This window comes from Natronobeatus ordinarius (assembly GCF_024362485.1).
GTDB lineage: Archaea > Halobacteriota > Halobacteria > Halobacteriales > Natrialbaceae > Natronobeatus > Natronobeatus ordinarius.
Window position 1 is genome coordinate 2,955,577 of sequence record NZ_CP101456.1, and the last position, 17,397, is coordinate 2,972,973.

At 67.1% G+C, this 17,397-nt stretch carries 6 protein-coding genes; 2 read left to right on the forward strand and 4 right to left on the reverse strand.

What is annotated here, in order from left to right; all coding sequences use genetic code 11:
* Nucleotides 1-13 precede the first annotated feature (13 nt).
* Nucleotides 14-11,008 (reverse strand): GLUG motif-containing protein, encoded by a 10,995-nt coding sequence (locus tag NMQ09_RS15015; RefSeq protein ID WP_255191395.1) that lies wholly within the window; start codon nt 11,006-11,008, stop codon nt 14-16.
* Between the two features lie 226 nt (nt 11,009-11,234).
* Here NMQ09_RS15015 and NMQ09_RS15020 point away from each other — a divergent pair, with 226 nt between their 5' ends.
* Nucleotides 11,235-12,044 carry a helix-turn-helix transcriptional regulator gene (locus NMQ09_RS15020; protein ID WP_255191396.1) on the forward strand — a complete coding sequence of 270 codons (810 nt, stop codon included), beginning with the start codon at nt 11,235-11,237 and terminating at the stop codon, nt 12,042-12,044.
* A 50-nt stretch (nt 12,045-12,094) separates the two neighbouring features.
* Nucleotides 12,095-12,907, forward strand: coding sequence for a helix-turn-helix transcriptional regulator (locus NMQ09_RS15025; RefSeq protein WP_255191397.1), 813 nt, complete (start codon nt 12,095-12,097; stop codon nt 12,905-12,907).
* Nucleotides 12,908-13,011: 104 nt separating this feature from the next.
* On the opposite strand, the gene NMQ09_RS15030 is transcribed toward NMQ09_RS15025, so the two are convergent.
* From NMQ09_RS15030 to NMQ09_RS15040, 3 genes are all read right to left on the reverse strand, one after another.
* On the reverse strand, nt 13,012-13,716 hold the full coding sequence (locus tag NMQ09_RS15030) for a metallophosphoesterase (protein ID WP_255191398.1): 705 nt from the start codon (nt 13,714-13,716) through the stop codon (nt 13,012-13,014).
* Nucleotide 13,717: 1 nt separating this feature from the next.
* The gene (gene artA / locus NMQ09_RS15035; RefSeq protein ID WP_255191399.1) at nt 13,718-14,785 is read right to left on the reverse strand and encodes an archaeosortase A; all 1,068 of its coding nucleotides are present in this window, start codon (nt 14,783-14,785) and stop codon (nt 13,718-13,720) included.
* A gap of 90 nt (nt 14,786-14,875) precedes the next feature.
* Complete coding sequence (locus NMQ09_RS15040; protein ID WP_255191400.1) at nt 14,876-17,365, reverse strand: heavy metal translocating P-type ATPase; 2,490 nt, start codon at nt 17,363-17,365, stop codon at nt 14,876-14,878.
* Between the last annotated feature and the right edge of the window lie 32 nt (nt 17,366-17,397).

Below are 17,397 nucleotides of genomic sequence, written 5' to 3' on the forward strand. Positions count from 1 at the left end.
TTCGCCTCGAGGCTTATACGGCCGGCTCGCCGGATCGCCAGGCGTCGATGACGTCCCAGAGCAGGTCGGTGTCGATCTCCCCGCCCCGCCAGTCGTCGATCGCTCGGCGCAGTCCGTCGGTGTCGACGACGCCGTCGTCGTCCACGTAGTCGGCGAGGGTCGGTTCCGAGCCGACCGGCTCGCCGCTTCGCCAGGCGTCGATGACGTCGCGAAGCAGGTCGGTGTCGATCACCCCACCCCGCCAGTCGTCGATCGCCGCCCGCAGTCCGTCGGTGTCGACGACGCCGTCGTCGTTCACGTAGTCGGCGAGGTCCTGCTCGTCCTCGAGGACGACGAACGGCACCGTTCGCGTTTCCGCTTCGGCGTTGTCGGCGTCGGCAGTCACCGTCGCCGTGTACGTGTCGGGTGCGTCGATCACGCCCACGTCGAAGCCGAAGCCCTCGCCGTCGCCCTCGAGTTCGCGGTCGTCGACCGTCTCGTCGAAGACGACGCCCTCGTCGTCGCCGGCAATCTCGAGGGCGACCTCGAGTCCCTCGGTCTCGACGCCTGCGAGTTCCTCGACCGGAATCACGACGGTGCCGTAGTCGTGACCGGCCGTCGCGTCGGGGAACTCGGCTGCAAAGTCGCCCACCTCGAGGACGGCTTCTCCGGGGACGCCCGCCGCGAACAGGCCGACTGTCACGTCCTCGACGAGAGTGGCGGTGACGACCCGGCGGTCGGTGTCGACGGTGGACTCCTCGATTTCGTGCCACGCCTCGCCGTCGTGGGCCCACAACGAGAGCGTCTCCTCGTCGAGGCTCCCGAGCTCCGCTTCGGTGTAGTGGACCTCGAGGTCGAGCCAGCCGTCGGCTTCCAGCGGCTCGACGGCGACGTATCGGTCGAGGCTCACCACCCCATCCGGGCCGTCGGCCGGAGCCGTCGTCGGGAGGAAGGTGACTTCCTCACCCTCGGCGGAGACGACGTCGCCGTCTATCACCACGTCCTCGAACCGGACGTCGGCCTCGTCGTTGAACACGACTGCAGCGTATGTCACGTCGGTCAGGGTCGCGTTCTCGACCGCCCCATCAGACCGGTAGACGTTGAACCCCAGCGATCCACCGGTCATCGTGGCGTCCTCGAGGTGAAGGCCCGTCACGTCGACCAGGTGGATTCCGGTCAACCCCCCGTATACGTCGGCGTCAGAGACCGTGACGTCCTCGACCAGCTCGAGGGTGAGGCCGTTTCCGAACTCGTCGGTGGCCTCGGCGGAGACGTCCTCGAGGGTCGCGTCGCTGACGCCGCCGACGTAGAGCCCGGACGAGCCGACCGCGTCGGTGGCAGTCACCTCGAGGGCCTCGCCGTGGACGACCATGATGCCGTTGGACTCGCCGATCGCGACGGTTCGATTCATCGTCGTCCCCGTCGCTTCGTGGAGGTAGATGCCCTGACCGGCGCTGTCGGCCGCGGTCACCTCCTCGAAGGTGTTTCCGACGCCGGTGGTCCCCTCGGGATCTCGCTCACCGGGGAACTCGAGGCCGCCAGAGACGCCGATCTGCGTCCCCACGGTGACGAGATCGAAGACGTCGGTGTCGTTCGCCTCGATCATCGAGAGGCCCATCCTGACGTCGGTCACGTCGACCGCCGACACCTCGAGTCCCTCGGTCCCGCGCAGTTCGATCCCGACGGTTCCGAGTGTCGGGTCGCCATCGGCGTCGGGGGTGCCGTAGACGTCGACGAACTCGAGGCCGCCGCCGGTGACGTTCTCGAAGGCGACACCGGTCTCCCAGCCGTCGACGGTCAACTCGCGGACGGTGACGTTCTCGAGTCCCTCCGCGCCGCCGTCGACGGCGATGGCCGTCCGGTCGCCCGAGGCCGTCTCGTGGCTCAGCACGTGGTGGCCGCCCTCGAGGACGACGTCGCTCGCGGTGACCTCGAGACACCTCCCCTCATCGTCGGTCGTGAGGTTCCCCGCGAGTTCGTAGACGCCGGGGTCGTCGATCACCCGGCAGTCGGTGATCCCGTCTGGATCGACCAGTTCGAACGGCTCGCTCCGGATCGTCGGCTCGGCGTTCATCGCGTCGGCCGTCACTGTCGCCGTGTAGGTGTCCGCCTCGAGGATCGGCCCGACCTCGAACTCGACGGTTGCCTCCTCGCCGGTCAGTTCGAGCGTGTCGTTCGTCTCGACGAACGCCTCGCCCGTTTCGTCGCCGACGATCTCGAGGGTGACCTCGAGCCCCTCGGTCTCGACGCCTGCGAGTTCCTCGACCGGAATCTCGACGGGGGCGTAGTCGTGGCCGGCCGTCGCGTCGGGGAACTCGGCGGCGAAGTCGCCCACCTCGAGGACGGCCTCGTCCGGAGCGGTCGCCTCGACGGTCAGCGTCCCGGTCTGGTTTGCATCCTCGCTGAAGACGCCGAACTCGTAGGTGCCCGGCTCGAGTCCGGCTGGTTCGATCTCTGTGAACGCGACCGATTTGGTTTCACCACTCCCGAGCGAGACGGACTCGGTGGCGACGACGTCGCCGTCGACGCGGAGTTCGACCGGTTGCTCGCCAGCTTCCTCACCGATGTTGGTGACGGTCGCCGAGACGTCGAACGACTCGCCCGATTCGACCGTCAGGGCGTCGGGCTCGAGGTCGCTCACGTCGAAAACGGCCGGCTCTGGTGGTTCCTCGACGGTCAGCGTCCCGGTCTGGCTACTGTCGTCGCTGAAGACGCCGAACTCGTAGGAACCGGGCTCGAGGTCGGCCGTCGTCACGTCCGCGAACTCGACGAATTCGGTTTCGTCGCCGGCGAGTTCGACCGTCTGGGTGGCGACCGCACTGCCGTCGATGCGGAGTTCGACGACCTGTTCGTCGAGTTCCTCGCCGACGTTCGTGACGGACGCCGAGACGTCGAGCGTCTCACCCTGTGCGACCGTCGGGGCGTCGGGCTCGAGGTCACTCACCTCGAACTGGGCCGGTTCTGGTGGCTCCTCGACCGTGAACGTCACCGATCGGGTGGTTTCGTTCACGGTCTCTGCGTCGGCGGTCACCGTCGCGGTGTACTCGTCGGTGGCGTTCAGCTGACCGACCGCGAAGGTGAACTCGTTGTGGGCACCCCAGATTGTTTCGTCGTCGATCGTCTCTTCGAACACCACGCCTTCGGTGACACCGGCCACCTCGAGTGTGATCTCGAACCCGTCAATGACCTGGTCCATCGTTTCGTCGACGGTAATCGTGACGGTGGCGTAGTCGTGGCCGGGTTCGCCGTCGGGGAACTGGTCGGCGAAGTCCTCGATCTCGAGGATCGTCTCGTAGACGGTCACCTCGGTCGTGGCGGCGTCGTCTGCGGTCTCGACGGTCACCTCGGCGGTGTCGCCGTCGTTCCATTCCGTCTCCCACTCGAGGACGACCGACTCGTTCGACTCCCCACCCTCGAGGGTGACGTCCGTCGCGTCCCGTTCGGTTCCCTCGAAGTCGAGCAGCCCCACGGTCTGGGTGCCCGGCTGGTCCCCCGCGTTGGTCACGTTCGCCGTGACGGTCAGGACCGCACCCGGGTCCACCGGCTCGTTCGTCTCCTCGATCGAGACGAGGAACTCCGCCGGCGCCTCGACCGTCAGGGTACCCGTCAGTTCGTCGTCGCCGGCCGCGTCGGCGACCGACACCGCGTACTCCTCGGCCTCGAGGTCGCCCGTGACGTTCTCGAAGCCGACCGTCTCGGTCTCGTCGGCGGCGAGCTCGTCGGTCGTCGCGTTCGCCTCGAATGCGTCGCCGAGTTCGAGCTCGATGGTGAACGAGCCAGCGACGTCCCCGGCGTTGGTGACGTCGACACTCACGTTCGCCTCGTCGCCTTCGGTGATCGTCGCCGTCTCACCCGATTCCGCGATCTCGAGGTCACTCAGCGCGGCCGTCGCGGGCTCGAGCGTCTCGAACGTCTCGCTCCGGGTCGTCGGCTCGGCGTTCGTCGCGTCGGCCGTCACCGTCGCCGTGTAGGTGTCCGCCTCGTCGATCTCGCCGACGTCGAACTCGAGGGTGGCTCCTTCGCCAGCCAGCTCGAGCGTGTCGTTCGTCTCAGTGAACACCGTTCCCGTTTCGTCACCGACGATTTCGAGGGTGACCGCGAGGTCGATCGAACCCTCGCCGGCGGTCTCCTCGATCGGAATCTCGACGGTACCGTAGTCGTCGCCCGCCTCGCCGTCGGGGAACTGGTCGGCGAAGTCGCCGATCTCGAGGTCGGCGATCGGCGGCGTGGCGAACGCGCCGACCGTCGAACCATCCGTCACGTTCCCGATCACGACCCGTCGGTCGGCGTCGACGCTCGAGTCGGCAACCGGGCTCCACTCCTCGCCGTCGTGAGTCCACAGCGCGAGCGTCTCCTCGGCGGCGTCTTCCGGCAGGACGTCGGGGTCGTAGGAGAGTTCGAGGTCGCGCAGTTCGCCCGCGCCCGAGACGGTCACCTCGACGTACCGCTCGGCCGAGTAGGTTTCCACAGTGTTGTCCGTGGGCGCCTCGGCGGGGGTGTCGGTCGCCTCGACGACGACGTTCTCGCCCTCGAACGAGAGGGTGACGGGCTCGCCGACCGTCGCGTTCGCCGTCAGCGATTCGACGGTCGCGCCGGTCACGTCGCCCACCTCGAGCGCAGCCGAACTCGCGTCGTGCTCGACGGTGAGAGCAGCGACGGTCACGTTAGATTCGCTCCCGTCGTCGATGACGACGGCGGGCACACCGCCCGCGTCGGCCACCTCGAGCGCGTGATTGTCGCCGTCGAAGGCAACGTCAGACGCCGTGATCTCGAGGATCGTGCCGGGGCCCTCGAGGTCCGCGTGGAGACTGTACGTCCCCGATTCGTCGATCGTGATCGGTTCCTCGGCCGTGGCGGGAACGGCGCGGTCTTCCCAGGCGAGCGCCGGGTAGTCGTCGTCGACGAGCGTCCACGCCTCCTCGTACTCGAGGGGTGCGAAGACCGCCGGGGCGACGTCGACGAACTGGTCGGTCTCGAGGCCGGTCATGCCCTCGAGTTCGCCGCTTCCAATTCCCTCGTCCTGGCCGGTGGCGTCGACGTCCCAGTAGCCGTTGGTCATCTCGGGAGACGTCTGTGGGTTGCGACTGCCGACGAGCCCGCCACCGTCTTCGACCGCGCCGGTCGCGTAGACACCGGTTATCTCGCCCGAGGTAAAGTATCCGACGAAGCCGCCGGTACCGCCCCCGGAGACGGCTCCCTGCGCGTAGGAATTGTTCACGGAGCCACCGAACATGCGCCCGGCGAATCCACCGACCCGGTTACCAGTCGCGGTGACGTCGGCGGTCGCGACGGAGTCGGTCACCTCGCCGCCGTGCACCCGGCCGGCGAAGCCGCCAACCTCACTGTCGCCGGAGACGTCGCCGGTCGAGACGGAGTCGGTGACCGTGCCGGAGGACGCCACCGCGCCGACGAGGCCGCCGACTTCGTCGATGCCGGTGACGGTCCCGGTCGCGGTCAGTTGCGTCGCCTCACCACTGAAGACACGGCCAACGGCGCCGCCGACCCACCGGTCACCGGTCACGTCGACGTCCGCGGACACCGCCTTCGCGTCGGTGTTGCGAAGCACGCCGACGGCCCCGCCCGTTTGCGTCCCGCCGGAGGCCGTGCCGGCTGCGGAGACGTGCCGGAAGTCACCGTCCACCTCGCCGGCCACCACTCCGGTGTTCCGATCGCCGGTGACGTTCCCGGTCGCGGTCACGTTCGTGATCGAGCCGTCCACCTCGCCGGCTACCAACCCGGTGTTATCACCACCGGTGACGTTCCCGGTCACGGTCACGTTCGAGATCGAGCCCTCCTCGACGACTCCGACCAGCGCGCCGGTGTGTTCGTTGTCCTCAGCGTCGGGGTTGGACCAGACGTCGACGTCGAGCAGCGACACGTTGTGGATCTCGTGTCCAGCGCGTCCGTCGTCGAACACCGCGAACAGGCCGGTTGGTCCGTCACCGTCCGGGTCGTCGATGGTCAGTTCGGTGATCTCGTACCCGTTGCCGTCGAACGAGCCGGTGAAGGGCGCGTCCTCGTCCCCGATGGGCGCGAAGGCTGTGTGGTCGTTCATGTACGGCGAGCGCGCGGCGTCGATGTCGTTCGTCAGGACGTAGTGCGCGTCGAGTCCTGGCCCGTCCTCGTCGTCGCCGATGCACTGTAACTGATCCAGCGTCCCGACCTCGTAGGCACCCTCGTCGGTCTGCTCGAAGTCGATCTCGGCACAGTCTAGCGACGTCGGGTGTGGCATGCCGACCTCCCAGAACAGCGCCGGGTAGTCGTCGGGGTCGGTCTGGGTGGCCCAGAAGGCACCGAAGCTGACGTTCATGTGTTCTTCGGCCGCCGTGCCGACCATCGCCGTCGTCTCGAGGCCGGTCGTGCCCTCGGGGGTGTTGGAATCCCCGTCGAAGCCGTCGTTCCCGACAGCGTCGTCCTGGCCGGTCGCGTTGACGTCCCAGTAGACGTCGATGAACTCGACCTGGTTGCCGTCAGGGGTGAAATCGGCGACGCCGCCGCTCTCGTTCCCGGAGACGGGGCCCGCAGCATACGTGTTCTCGATGGTCGCGTCTACCACCCCGGAGACGATGCCCCCGCCATCGGAAGAAACCGTGACGGTAGCAGTGGTGTAGGAATCTCGAAGTTCAGACCCCTCGAACATTCTGGCAACCAGACCGCTGCTCTCTTGCTCTGCCTCGACGGATCCTGAAACCGACACCCACTCGACCGTCGCATCCTCTTTGAGAGCGTCGGCCAGTGGTGCATTGAATCGGGTTCCCGTAATGTCCACCTGTTCGAGACCGACAGCGGTGACAGTTCCATTGATCGTCGCAAACAGTCCCTGATGGCGCTCACTGCGGTCGATCGTCAGGTTCGAGATGACGTGGCCGTTCCCGTCGAACGTGCCCGTGAACCAATTGTCGCCCGTCCGGTCTTCACCGATCGGTTCGAAGCCCTCGCCGTCGTTCCAGTGGGCCGTGTCCGCGAGGTCGATGTCATTCATCAAGACGTAGTCGTCCTCGAGACTGCCGCTGGCGTTCTCGTGGCCGAGACACTGCAACTCCATCGGCGTCCGGATCTCGAGGAAGCCGTCGCTGGCCTCGGCGTACTCGATGGCGTGACACGCCAACTCGAGGGAGTCGGGCGTCGGGGGCGCTTCCAGGCCGACCATAGCAGGGTAGGGGTAAGACAGCGAGTCACCGTGCTCGACGGCCCAGTCGTCCTCGAAGTCGAGGTCCATCGCCTGCGTCGCGGAGACGCCAACCATGTCGGGCGTGTGGAGGCCGGTGACGCCCTGATCGTCTCGCTCGCCGATTCCGTCGTCCAGCCCGGTCGCGTCGACGTCCCAGTAGGCGTTTTCGATGTCGGGTGAAGCGGTTGCTCCACCGGCGACGCCGCCCGCGTAATACGAGTCGCTGTCACCGTAGTCCGACGGGAGGGTGATCTCGCCAGCGGCGTAGACGTCGTTGAGTGCTCCCCGAGAGGCGTCGTGGGCACCGATGAATCCGCCGATAGCCCACTGGTCGCCCGTGAGATCGACCACCGCGGCCGAGCGTTCGATGGTGCCATCCCCCATCGTCTGCATTGCGAATCCGCCCATCGACCCTTGCGCGGTGATGGTTCCGGTGACGTACGAGTCGGTGATCGTCCCCTCGTGCCGGCCGACGAAGCCGCCGACGTTCGTGTCCGCGGTGATGTCTACGTCCTCGAGTCCGACGCCGGTGATGGTCCCGTCGTTGCCGGTGTACTCGAACAGTCCACCGAGGTAGTTACCGTAGCCGTGTTCGGGCCGGTTCATCACGATGTTCGAGATGACGTGGCCGTCCCCGTCGAACGTACCGGTAAATGCGACGCCTTCGTCCTCATCTCCGATCGGGTCGAAGCCCTTCGCGTCGTGCCAGGCTGTGGCATCCGAGGCGTCGATGTCGTCGATCAGGACGTAGTTCGCGTCCAGGCCCGGCCCTTCCTCGTCGTCGCCGACGCACTGTAACTGCTCGAGCGTCCCGACCTCGTAATAGCCGTCGTCATTTTGCACGAAGTCGACCTCGCTGCAGTCCGGTGCCTGATACGCCGGCAGGTCGGCGGCCTCCCAGAACAGGATCGGGTAGTCGTCACCCTCCGGGAGGAACCATCGCGGCTCGGAGAGCAATTCCGTGTGCTCCTCGGCGTCTGCGCCGGTCAACTGCCAGGTCTCGAGACCGGTCGCGCCCTCAGGAGTAGTAGGTCCCTCGTTGTCCCCACCCACGTCTCCGACGGCGTGGTCCTGGCCGGTCGTGTTGACGTCCCAGTAGACGTTGGTGTACTCGGTATCGATGTCCAGGAAACCAACGACACCGCCGCTCTCGTTCCCGGAGATGGTACCCGCCGCGTAGGTGTTCTCGATGGTGACCTCGTCATCGGACGATGACTCCAGCATACCCGCGGCAACGCCTCCCGCCCAGTTGTTGTGGGCCGTGACGTCCACGGTGGAGGACGAATCACGCACCTCGGTGTCCGGGTACATGACGGCAACCAGGCCACCCACCTGTCGATTTGCCTCGACGGACCCCGAAGCCGACACGCCGTGGACCGCACCCCCTTCCTCGAGCACACCGACCAGCCCAGCAGTATTGCTCGAGCCTCCTGCAATGGCTACCTGTTCGAGTCCCACGTCGGAGATGGTACCGTTAGCCGCCACAAAGAGTGCGTTGAACTGACCGGTCCTGTCGATCGTCAGGTTCGAAATGGTGTGACCGTCGCCGTCGAACGTCCCCGTGAACGACTGGTCGTCTTCGCCTGGCTCTGCCCGGACACCGATCGGATCGAAGCCCTCGCCGTCGTTCCAGTGGGCCGTATCCGCGAGGTCGATGTCGTTCGTCAGGAGGTAGTCGTCATCGTAACTGGCACTCGAGTCCTCGTGGCCGATACACTGCAGCTCGATCGGGGTTCCGACCTCGAGGAGGACCTCGTACCCAAAGTCGCGGCTGCGATCGCGCTCGGTGTACTCGACGTCGGCACACACGGGTGCTCCTATCGTCTCGGGAGTCGGGGGCGCTTTCGGTTCGGTCGCGGCAGGGTACGGGTAGGACAGGGTGTCGTCGTGCTCGACGGCCCACTCGTCCTCGAAGTCGAACTCGAGTTCGTAGGTCGCGGTGACGCCGACCATTGCGGGCGTGTGGAGGCCTGTGACGCCCTCGTCGTCATCGTCTCCGATTCCCTCGTCTACGCCCGTGGCAGCGACGTCCCAGTAGGCGTTTTCGACGGTGCCACCCGAATGCCACCCGATGAGTCCGCCCGCATAGTCTTCATCGTCGTCGCCGAAGTCATCCGGGAGATCGATCTCGCCAACCGCGTAGACGTCGCTGACTGTCCCACTGGAGTGACCCGCGAGGAACCCACCGTTCACTAGCCCATCAGTCTCGATGTCGACCGCCGCGAACGATCGTTCGAAGACAGCATCCTGCCCACTCGTCTCAAAACCGAACCCGCCAACGTCCTGTTCGGCAACGAGTTCCCCGGTGACGTACGAATCGGTGATCGTTCCCTCGTTTGTCCCGACGAATCCGCCGGCGGCTGCTTCCGCCGTCACGCTGACGTTCTCGAGACCAACACGGGTAATGTTCCCTTCGGTGTATTCGAACAGTCCACCCACAGAGAAGCCGTCTGGCTGGTTCACGGTGAGGTCCGAGATCACGTGACCGTCGCCGTCGAACGTTCCCGTGAACAGTTCGGGGTCTTCGCCGGATCCTGGCTCTCCCCTAAAACCAATCGGCTCGAAGCCCGCCCCGTCGTTCCAGGCCGAGGTCGCCGAGGCGTCGATGTCGTTCGTCAACACGTAGTCCGCGTCGAGTCCCGGCCCCTCCTCATCGTCGCCGACACACTGTAACTGCTCGAGCGTCCCGACCTCGTAATAGCCGTCGTCGTTTGCCTCGAACTCAACGTCGCTGCAGTCCGGCGCCTGATACGCCGGCAGGTCCGCGGCCTCCCAGAACAGGATCGGGTAGTCGTCACCCTCCGGGAGGAACCATTGCGGATGGGACAGCAAGGCCATGTGTTCCTCGGCGTCAGTGCCGGTCATCTGCCAGGTCTCGAGGCCGGTTCCGCCGTCGGAGTAGGTGATGCCCGAGGCCGTTTCGTCCCAGTAGCTGTCGACGATCGGTTCGGCGCTCTCGTCGGTCGCGACGAGGCCGCCGACGGTCCCGGTACCGTCGACCACGCCCGTCGCGTAGGAGGCCGTGATGACCGGGTCCCGCTGGTCGAAGTTCTCCCCGACGAGCCCGCCGACGTTCTCTTCACCCGTGACGGCACCGGTCGCGTACGAGGCCGAAATCTCCCCGTTGTTCACCCCGACGAGGCCACCGACCGTCTCCACGCCAGTGACGTCGCCCTCGGCGCCGGACGCGAAGACGGTGCCCTCCTCGCCGGTGACTGTTCCGACGAGCCCACCGGCGCGCTGGCCCGACTCGGCCGTCACCGTCGCGTTCGCGACCGAGGCCGTGACGGTGCCGGTGCCGTCGAGACGGCCAACGATCCCGCCGACCTGCGTGCCGTAGTCGGCGCCGGTGTCGTGGCCGGTCGCCACCACCGATCCCGTCACGGTCGCGTCCTCGACGTACCCGGCGCTCATCCCGGCCAGCCCGCCGACGTGCTCGCCGCCGGTGACGTCGGCGTCCTCGAGGGTGAGGTCGGTCACCGTGGCGCCGGTCCCGACGAGTCCGAACAGGCCGACGTTCTCGTCGTCGGGCCGGTCGATCGCGAGCCCCGAGATGGTGTGGCCGTCGCCGTCGAAGGTCCCGACGAAGCCCTCGTCCGTCGACTCGCCGACGGAGCCGAGGGTCGACGCGCCGATCGGCTCGAAGCCCGCCCCGTCGTTCCACCCCGCCGTCGCCGAGGCGTCGATGTCGTTCGTCAGGACGTAGTCCGCATCGAGGCCCGGCCCGTCCGCGTCGTCGCCGACACACTGTAACTGCTCGAGCGTCCCGACCTCGTAATACCCCTCGCTGTTCTGGTCGAGGTCGACCTCGCTACAGTCCGGTGCATCCGTCTCGGCGGCGACACCCCCGGTTGCCACCAGAAGCACTCCCCCAAGTCCCACGATGCAGATGAATAGCCACCGAGCCACGTGACCCGACGGAAACCGATCTGACTGATTCATGTACGGGGAATCGCCCGCCATCCCTTCAATCTTTTCATATCTGAAATCAAGAAATAAATTCTGCTCATCGAGTGAGTGGAACGCAGAACGTGAGAACACCAGCGGAAGGATTATTTACATCAATTAGCAACATAAACGTAATATGGCCGAGGGATCGGGGATCTCGCTCACCGAAACGGCGCTCGAACACCACGACGTGCTCTCCCTTCTCGAGGCCGCTGGGCCACTCCCCAGCCGTGCTCTCGAGGACGACCTCGACTGCTCGCTGGCGACGGCCAACCGCTACCTCGGGACGCTTCGCGAGCGCGGACTCGTCGAGAAAGACGGGACGGCGTACGCCCTCACGGCGCTGGGGGAAGCCGTGTTGCGGACGGTCGAGACGGCTGCCCGCCAGGTCGCCGTCCTCGAGACGATCGCCGACTCACCGTTTCTCTCGAACGTGGCGGACGCACCGAAGCCGTTCGACGTCCGCTGGCTCGCCGATGCGACCGTGATCCGATCGACGGCGACAGATCCGTACCGCCTGTACGACCGATACGTCGAGGTCTTCGAGGACGCATCACGCCTTCGAGCGCTCCGAAACGAGGGTGTCATCCCTCCGGGCGTGCTCGAAGCGATGACGCCCAAACTGCTCGATCCCGCGTTCGACGCCGAAGGGATCTGGTCTCGAGCGTCGGCCGAGCGGTTCATGCAGGTGCATCCGACAATCCACGAACTCAGACGAGAGAATCCCGAACTCGGGGTGTACATCTCTGGGGACCCGATCCCCATCGATTTCAGCCTGTTCGACACCTGCCTCGTATTTCTTTCGTACGACCAGCGGACCGGCCATCCCACCCGCTACGTCGAAACGGACGACGAGAGCGCGATGGGGTGGGCGGCGGACGTGTTCGCCCACTACCGCGAGCGCTCGAAGACGGTTCCCGACGTGTTCGAGGAGTTCGAGTACTGACCGACCATGGGCGGTGAACATTCATACTGCGTTCACACCGTGTGCACTGTATGAATAGTGATCGAGGGGCCACACTCGTCGCAGCCGTCGTCGAACACCGCGACGTCCTCTCGAGTCTCGAGTCCGACGGCCCGCTTTCGAGTCGCGACCTCGAGGACGGCCTCGAGTACTCGCGAGCGACGGTCAACCGCCGGCTCGCCGACCTTCGAAGCGAGGGGCTCGTCGAGGCGCGAGACGGCCGCTACGAGCTGACCGAGTTCGGAACCGTCGTCCTGAACGAGGCCGACGCAGCCTTCCGGCGGCTGGGCGTCGTCGACGTGCTCGCGTCCTCCACGTTGCTCGAGCGCCTGGGTGAGCTGCCACTCGAGTTCGACCTCGCCTGGCTCGAGGAGGCGACCGTGGTGACGGCGTCGCTCGAGGACCCCTACCGAATGCACGATCGCTACCTCGACCACTGGGACAGTACGGAGCGCGTAACGGGTGCCCGAAGTATCAGCGTGGTTCCCCCGAACGTCGTCGAGCAGCTCAAACCGAAACTCCGCGGTGAAACCGAGGTGGACAGTATCTGGACTCCACGAGCAGTGACGGAGTACTTCGAGCGATATCCGGAGCTGAAGTCGATGTGGCTGGACGCACCGAACGCACAGCTACGCATCACTCGTGAACCGATCCCCGTCCAGTTCGCGACCTTCGATCACCGACTCGCGTTCATCGTCCACGACGACAAGACCGGCCACCCGTGCACACTGGTGGATACGGCCAACCCCGGGGCGCTCGAGTGGGGCCACGACCTCTATGCGTATTATCGCGAGCGGTCCCAGCCACTGAGCGCCTGGCTCGCCACGACTGTACACGCGATCTAAGCGCATCGGACTCGTAAGCTGGGCAGCTACGAGAGGCGGCCGGCCAGTTCCTCGCCGCGTTCAGCGACGACGCACGCGATCGCCCATGGTCTTCCGGAGGTCGATCAGAGGAGCTGTCGACACTCTCCGAGTGGCGGAAACCAGAGCGTCTCGTCGCCGCTTTCGTCCCTGACCGCCGGGTAGAACGCGTCGGGGTCGCTCACGAGCGGGGAGAGGAAGTCCCGGCCGGACAGCCCGTTGACGGTCGAGCCGGGCGCGAGCCGGGTGAACGCCGGGAGGACGAGGACGTCCGTCCCCCGATAGCAGTCGGGTCCGTAGAGCAGGCAGGGTAGCTTCCGGCCGTCGACCGACAGCGCCGGGTGGTCGTGACCGATCACGTACCGCTGCGCCCCGAGGGTCGGTTCATCGTGGCCGTGCAGCACGACCGTCCCGTCGTCGAGGCGGTACTCGTCGGCCGTCTCGCCGTCGAAGGCGGCCTCGAGCATCGCGTCGTGGTTGCCGGGCGTGACGACGAGCGCGGTGCCAGCGTCGTCGACAGCGCGCTCGAGGTCGGCGACCGCGTCCTCGACGCCGCGCGGGAGGGACGAGAACGAGTGCAACAGGTCGCCCGCGACGACGACCGTTCCGGGGTCGAGGCGCTCGAGGAGGGACTCGAGTCGGGAGACGACGTCGGCGGTCGCCGAGAGTGGCGCGTCGACGGCAGACGTGACGGCCCGTCCGAGGTGGAGGTCGGCGAGCACGAGCGCCTCGGCGTCGGGGAGGTAGAGGGCCCGGTCGACGAACGAGAACGGGACGTCGACGGCGGCCATCTCAGCTCTCGGAATCGTCGCCAGCGGGGTCGTCGGCGCCACTCGCGCCGGAATCGGCACCACCGTCTGCGCGCATCGGCTGGCCGATGGCGCCCTCGAGGTCGTACTCGTTGCCGGTGACGATAAACAGCACGTCCTCTAAGATCGCGAGCACCTCGGGGAGGATGCGGACGACGAGGTAGGTGATGCCGACCAGCGCGAAGATCGACAGCACCTGGGCGATGAAGTTGTGGGCGACGAGGAACGAGGTGCGACTCTCGGGCTCGCCCATCAGGTCGGACACGATATAGATCAGCGGCTCGTACTGGAACCAGCCCCACGGCGAGGCGAGGCCGATGAAGACGTTCCGGAGCAGGTTGAGGAACCAGATGACCCCGATCGCGAGGACGAACGCCGCGACCTTCCGCCGGAGCGGAGCCCGGACGGCGGCGATGAGGCCGCCGAAGATGGCCATGCTCCCGAGGCCGGTACAGGCCAGCACGATGTAGGTCGTCCGGCCGGTGACGGTCTCGTCGGGGTCGAAGTTAAACCGGCTCACGTAGCCGTCGGGGCCCTCGTTGAGGCCGGGGCTGTGTCCGACCAGCTCCATGCCCCAGTGGGCCTGTCTGGCGGTCGTCTCGATCAGCCACTGGCGGACGAACGGGATCGTTTCCGCGGGCAGGTAGATGATTCCCATGATCGCGACCGCCTTCGTGAGCAAGAGCAGCGAGTCCCGGCCCTGGTAGAGCAGGTAGCCCGTGTACGCACACAGCGGCAGCGCGGCGAGCGCCAGCACCGTCTGGAGCGGGCTCCGGGCGTCGTAGTAGTAGTACGGCACCATCGTGAGCCAGAACGCGCCAAAGAGCACCCACGCGGCCGCGCCGACGTATCGCGCGCCGTCGGCCACGTCGTACCACCGCAGGGCGAGCGCGACGACGAACGCGCCGATCGCGACCCACGCCAGCAGGTCGGTGAGCTCGAGGCCGGCCGCGAACGCCGGCGTCGACTGGATCGCAAGGGGAGGCGAGAGAGTCGTCACCTCGAGGGAGGGAGAGGCGAGCGAAGCGGGGGGCGAAGGCGGGGTCGCCATTGTTCACCTCGAGTGCACGTCGCCTCGAGCTATCAACCTGACGCCTTCGCAGAGTGTCACCCGAGAGATACGACGAGCGGGCGAGCCGGCTCAGTCGTCCTCGAGCAGGTCCCGCGAGGAGTTCATCACCACGAGCAGGCTGCTCGTGGTCATCGCGAGGGCGGCGAACAGCGGGTTGAGCAGGCCGGTGATCGCGAGTGGAATGGCGACGCCGTTGTAGAAGAAGGCCCAGCCGATGTTCTGTTTGACGCGCTCGCCCGCGGCGGCCGAGAGGTCGAAGATCGTCTCGAGCGCCTCGAGGTCGTCGTCGACGATGGCGACGTCGGCGGCGTCGGCGGCCAGCGCCGTGCCGCCCCCCATCGCGATGCCGAGGTCGGCCCGGGCGAGCGCGGGCGCGTCGTTGGTCCCGTCGCCGACCATGACGGTTCCCCCGATGGCCTGGAAGCGGGCGACCGTCTCGGCTTTCCCTTCGGGCGGAACGTCGGCGAAGACGTGGGCGACGCCGGGGTGCTCCTCGAAGAACGCGGCCGCCCGCGGGTCGTCGCCGGTGAGCAACACGACCTCGACGCCCCGCTCGGCCAGCCGGGTGACGAGGTCGTCCCAGCCCTCCCGCGGTTCGTCGCCGACGATCACGACCCCCTCAGCACGCCCGTCCCGGCCGACGGCGACCGGGACGCGTCCGAAGACGCGGTTCTCGTCGATGGTCGCCGCGACGTCGTCGGGGATCGTCCAGCCGCGTTCCTCGAAGAGGTCGGGGTGACCGACCAGGTACGCGGTGCCCTCGACCTCGCCGCCGACGCCGGTGGCGTAGCTGGCGAAGTGCTGGACGCGGCGATCCTCGCGGTCGTTTCCATCCGGGGCGTCGCCGGCGACGTCACCGCGTTCGTCGACCACGCCGCCGTCGGCAACCGCCGCGTCCCCGACTTCGTCGCCCCCGTCGCCGAACTCGGCGGCGATCGCCTCGGCGATGGGGTGGGCGGAGCGACGCTCGAGGGCGGCCGCCCCCGCGAAGAGCTCCGCGGAGCCGTCGGCGTCGACGACGCGCATCTCGCCGGTCGTGATCGTCCCCGTCTTGTCGAAGATCACGGTGTCGACCTCGCGGAGCCGCTCGAAGACGGTCTCGTCGAAGACGACGATGCCGCGCTCGAGCGCTTCCTTGACGCCGGAGGCGACCGCGAGCGGCGTCGCCAGTCCGACCGAACAGGGACAGGAGACGATCAACACGGTGAGGCCGACGAGCAACGCGACGCCGACGTCGCCCGTGAGCAGCAGGTACGCCGCCGTGACGACGGTCGCGAGCACGAGCACCAGCGGGACGAAGATCGTCGCGATCTTGTCGGCGAGCCCCTGGATGCCGTGAGACGAACTCTGGAGGTCCCAGACCATGTCGGTGATGCGCTCGACGCTGCTGCCGGCGTCGTCACCGACCTCGACGACGGCGGCGCCGTCCTGCACGAGCGAGCCGCCGACCACCCGGTCGCCCGGATGTTTCGTGACCGGCAAGGACTCGCCGGTCACGACGGCCTCGTCGATCGTCGCGTCGCCGTCGGCCACGACGCCGTCGACGGGGACGCGCTCGCCCGCCCGGACGAGCACCTCGTCGCCGGGCTCGAGGTCGTCGACGTCGACCTCGGTCGTCGAGCCGTCGGCGGTCGACAGGTGGGCGGTCTCGACCCTCGAGGTCGTCAGATCCGTGAGCCGGTCCATCGCGTCCCGTTTGACGGTGCCCTTGTAGTAGCGGCCGACGGTGACGACGACGATGATCGCGACGGTGACGTCGAAGTAGATGTGGGTGCCGCCGACGACGACCACGACCCAGCTGTAGGCGTACGCCGAGAGCGCCGCGATACTCACGAGGAGGTCCATGTTCGGTGAGCGAGTCTTCAGGCTCACGTAGGCCCCCTGGAGGATCGGGCCGCCCGTTATCAGGAGGACGAGCGTCGTCGGGACGGCAACGATGAGAAAGAAGTAGGTGGCCGTGGGGCTCGCGATCGCGTCGGAGATCAACTGGGCCGTTCGATCGTCGTAGAACAGCCCGCCGAAGTACGTCGGGTAGATGACCGCGACGTACTGGAACATCACCATCATCCCGAAGAGGATACCGACGACGATCCGCCCGAGGATGCGGTCCTCGGCACGCCGTTCGGCGAGCGGATCGTCCCGACGGTACGCCCGGTAGCCCAGCCCGCTGAGTCCCTCGAGGAGGTCGTCCTCGGTCACCCGTTCGGGGTCGTGGTCGACGCGGACGGTGTCGGTGATGTAGCTCGCCCGCGTCGTCGCGATGGCGTCGTCGTCGACCGCGGCCGACTCGATGAACACCTCACACGTCGGGCAGTGCATGCCGTCGACGTGCAAGAACGTCGTCTCGTAGTCCTCGGGCCGTTCGTACTCGTCGCCGTCCTCGAGCTCCTCTCGAGCGTCCTCGAGGGAGACGTCGGCCGTCTCGACGTCGTCCCGGTCGGCGAGCGTCTCGTACACCTCCTTGCAGCCGGTACAGCAGAACGCGTCGCCGTCGGCGTTCTCGACGGGTTTTTTCGGCAGCGGGAGGTCACAGAGGGTACACCCGTCGTCAGCGGCCATGGCTCACCTCCGTCGAACCCGCTGTCAGCGCG